The organism is Chromobacterium sp. ASV23, from assembly GCF_016428945.1.
GTDB classification, from domain to species: Bacteria; Pseudomonadota; Gammaproteobacteria; order Burkholderiales; family Chromobacteriaceae; genus Chromobacterium; species Chromobacterium sinusclupearum.
The window spans coordinates 1-2,712 of sequence record NZ_JAELTR010000119.1 but is presented as its reverse complement, the minus strand read 5'-3'; the positions used below and the strand labels follow the sequence as shown (position 1 = coordinate 2,712).

3 protein-coding genes are annotated in these 2,712 nt (G+C 66.3%); all 3 read right to left on the bottom strand.

Features of this window, described 5'->3' with window-relative positions:
• Nucleotides 1–110 precede the first annotated feature (110 nt).
• Nucleotides 111–875, bottom strand: a complete 765-nt coding sequence (gene bioH, locus JHD59_RS21735; RefSeq protein ID WP_199155800.1) for a pimeloyl-ACP methyl ester esterase BioH — start codon at nt 873–875, stop codon at nt 111–113.
• A 24-nt stretch (nt 876–899) separates the two neighbouring features.
• On the bottom strand, nt 900–1,517 hold the full coding sequence (locus JHD59_RS21730) for a class I SAM-dependent methyltransferase (protein WP_368671644.1): 618 nt from the start codon (nt 1,515–1,517) through the stop codon (nt 900–902).
• Nucleotides 1,507–2,712 (bottom strand): bifunctional diguanylate cyclase/phosphodiesterase (locus tag JHD59_RS21725; RefSeq protein ID WP_199155798.1); only part of this gene is annotated, 1,206 nt, incomplete at its 5' end. The genes JHD59_RS21725 and JHD59_RS21730, both read right to left, overlap by 11 nt.

Below are 2,712 nucleotides of genomic sequence, written 5' to 3'. Positions count from 1 at the left end.
GGCCATGCGGTCGGACACTTCGCGCTGCAGCACGGCGGCCGAATCGTAACTGGCCGCGGCCTTTTCAAACGAGGCGCGCACGCGCGCCTTGTCGGTGTAAAACGCTTCACTCATGCCTGGGTTTCCAGATGCTCGGCAAGCGCGCGCACAAAGTCCGGTTCATGGGACAGGAAAGGCGCATGCGACGCTTGCGGGAATTCATAAAGGACGGCGTCGCCAAGGGTGTCGGCCAGCCAGCGGCCAGCGCCTATCGGGGTGATGGCGTCGCGCACGCCATAGAACAAGGCGGCTGGGCAGCGGATGCGGCCGGCCAGCTCGCGGGCGTCGGCCTCCAGCAGCAGCTCCAGCGCCGGCAGCAGGCCCTGCGGACGGCCATGGGCAAACAGCTCGCCGCGCAAGGCTTTCAGCGTGTCGCGCGCCGCCGGCGCGCCCATCATCTGCAAGGCCAGAAAACGCTCCAGCGTCTGCTCGAAGGCACCGTCCAGGCTTTGCGCGACAGCCTCGATCGACTGGCGCGCCTGCGCGTGCGGCCAACTATCGTCGCGGACGAAACGCGGACTGGTGGCGATCAGCGCCAGGCTCTTGACGCGATCCGGATGGCGGACCGCCCAGTGCTGGGCGATCAGCCCGCCGAGCGACCAGCCCACCACATGCGCCGGCAGCGGGAAATGGGCGGCCACGATGTCGGCCACCGCATCGGCGTCGAAGCGCGCCAGCGCCGGCGAGGCGCCGTGGCCGGGCAAATCCACCAGATGGACGCAGAAGCGGGCGGCCAATTGCTCGGCCACGCGGCTGAACACCCCGCCGTGCAGGCCCCAGCCATGCAGCATGACCACGTCCGGGCCCTGGCCCAGCGTTTCGACAAACAGATTCATGAACGGTCAGATGGGGGGAAAACGCTATTTTCGCAAGAGTGCGATGTGAAGGAAACCACCTAAGCCGGCGTCTTCGTCGTGAATGCGTTGCAATTTGGTAACGGAAACGATGTCGCCGAGGCGGCGGTTGATGTCGGTGGCGACGAAACGCGCCACGAGATTGCCGGCGCGGCGCCATAGCGGCGCGCGCGAACGGTCCGCCAGGAACTTGTCGAAGACGGCCACCCGGCCGCCCGGCTTCAGCACCCGCTCCACCTCGCGGATGCAGGCCTGCGGGTCCGGAATCACCGCCAGCACCAGATGCAGGGCCACCGCATCGAAGCTGGCGTCGGGGAAGTCCAGTTGTTGGCCGTCCATCTCCAGGGCGCGCACGGTCATGCCCAGCCGCTCGGCGCGTTCCTTCAGCTGCTGCAGCATGGCCGGCGCGATATCGATGGCGGTGACATGGCGGCAGCGCACCAGAAAATCCAGGTCCAGGCCGGTGCCGGCCCCCACCAGCAGCACCTGTTCCCCCGGCTGCGGATTGAGCAGGCCCAGCGAGCGGCGGCGTTGCGCGGCAAAGCCCTGCGCCAGCTTGTCGTACAAGGGCGCGTACACATCATAGCGCCAACGGTTGAAACGGGTCGCCCATTCACGCCGCACTGCGAATTTCCTGTTCAAAACGGGCCAAGCGCTCCCAGTCCAGGCCATTCGCCGGCGCCGGGGCGGCAAAATAGAAGCCCTGCAGCTTGCTGCACCCCATCTCCTGCAGCATCGCCAGCTGTGCGGCGGTTTCCACGCCCTCGGCCACCACGTCCAGATCCAGCGCCCGCGCCAGCGCCAGGATGGCGCGGACGATGGCCGCCGATTCCTCCTTGCGGTCCAGGTCGAACACGAAGGACTGGTCTATCTTCAGCACGTCGAAACGGTAGCGGTGCAGATAGGACAGCGCGGAATAGCCGGTGCCGAAATCATCCAGCGCCAGCTTCACGCCCAAGCCATGCAGCGCCTGCATCACCGTCGCCGCGGTCTCCGGCTGGTCGATCAGCGCGCTCTCGGTGATTTCCAGATGCAGCATGGCCGGCGGCAGCTGGTAATGGGCGATGCGGCCGCCTATCCAGGCGACCAAGTCCGGATCGTGGAAATTGGCCGACGACAGATTGATGTGCAGCGAAATGTGCTCGCCCACCCGCCCTTCCGCGCGCCAGGCCTGCAGTTGCGCGCAAGCCGCGTTGACCATGTAACGGTCCAGACGGTTGATCAGGCCGCTCTCTTCGGCCATCGGCAGGAACAGCGCCGGCGGGATCAGCCCGCGCTGCGGATGCTGCCAGCGCACCAGCGTTTCGAAGCCGGACAGCTTGCCGGTCTTGGCATCGATAAACGGCTGGTAGTAGGGAATCAGCTGCTTATCCTCTTCCAGCGCGCGCCGCAGCTCGGTTTCCAGCGCCAGCTGGTCGGCCTGGTCGATGCGCAACTGATGGCTGAACAAGGTATAGCCCTGGCGGCCCTGTTGCTTGGTGCAGTACATCGCATGGTCGGCGTCGCGCAGCAGCTCATCGGCATTGCGGTAGTGGTCGCGGTCGGCCAGCACCACGCCGACGCTGGCGGTGGAGAATACTTCGCGCCCGGCCAGGATCACCGGCCGCTCGAACTCTCGGACGATGCGGCGGGCGATGATCTCGCAGTCTTCCGGCCCTTCCATGCCGAACATCACCACGGCAAACTCGTCTCCACCCAAACGCGCCAGAAAATCATAGTGGCGCAGGCAGGAACGGATGCGCGCGCCGGCCTCGAACAACAGGTGATCGCCGGCCAGGTGGCCCAGGGTGTCGTTGACCAGCTTGAAGCGGTCCAGGTC

Excerpts from the sequence above, each read along its gene's own strand:
- bioH (WP_199155800.1), bottom strand. The coding sequence starts at position 875 with ATGAATCTGTTTGTCGAAACGCTGGGCCAGGGCCCGGACGTGGTCATG.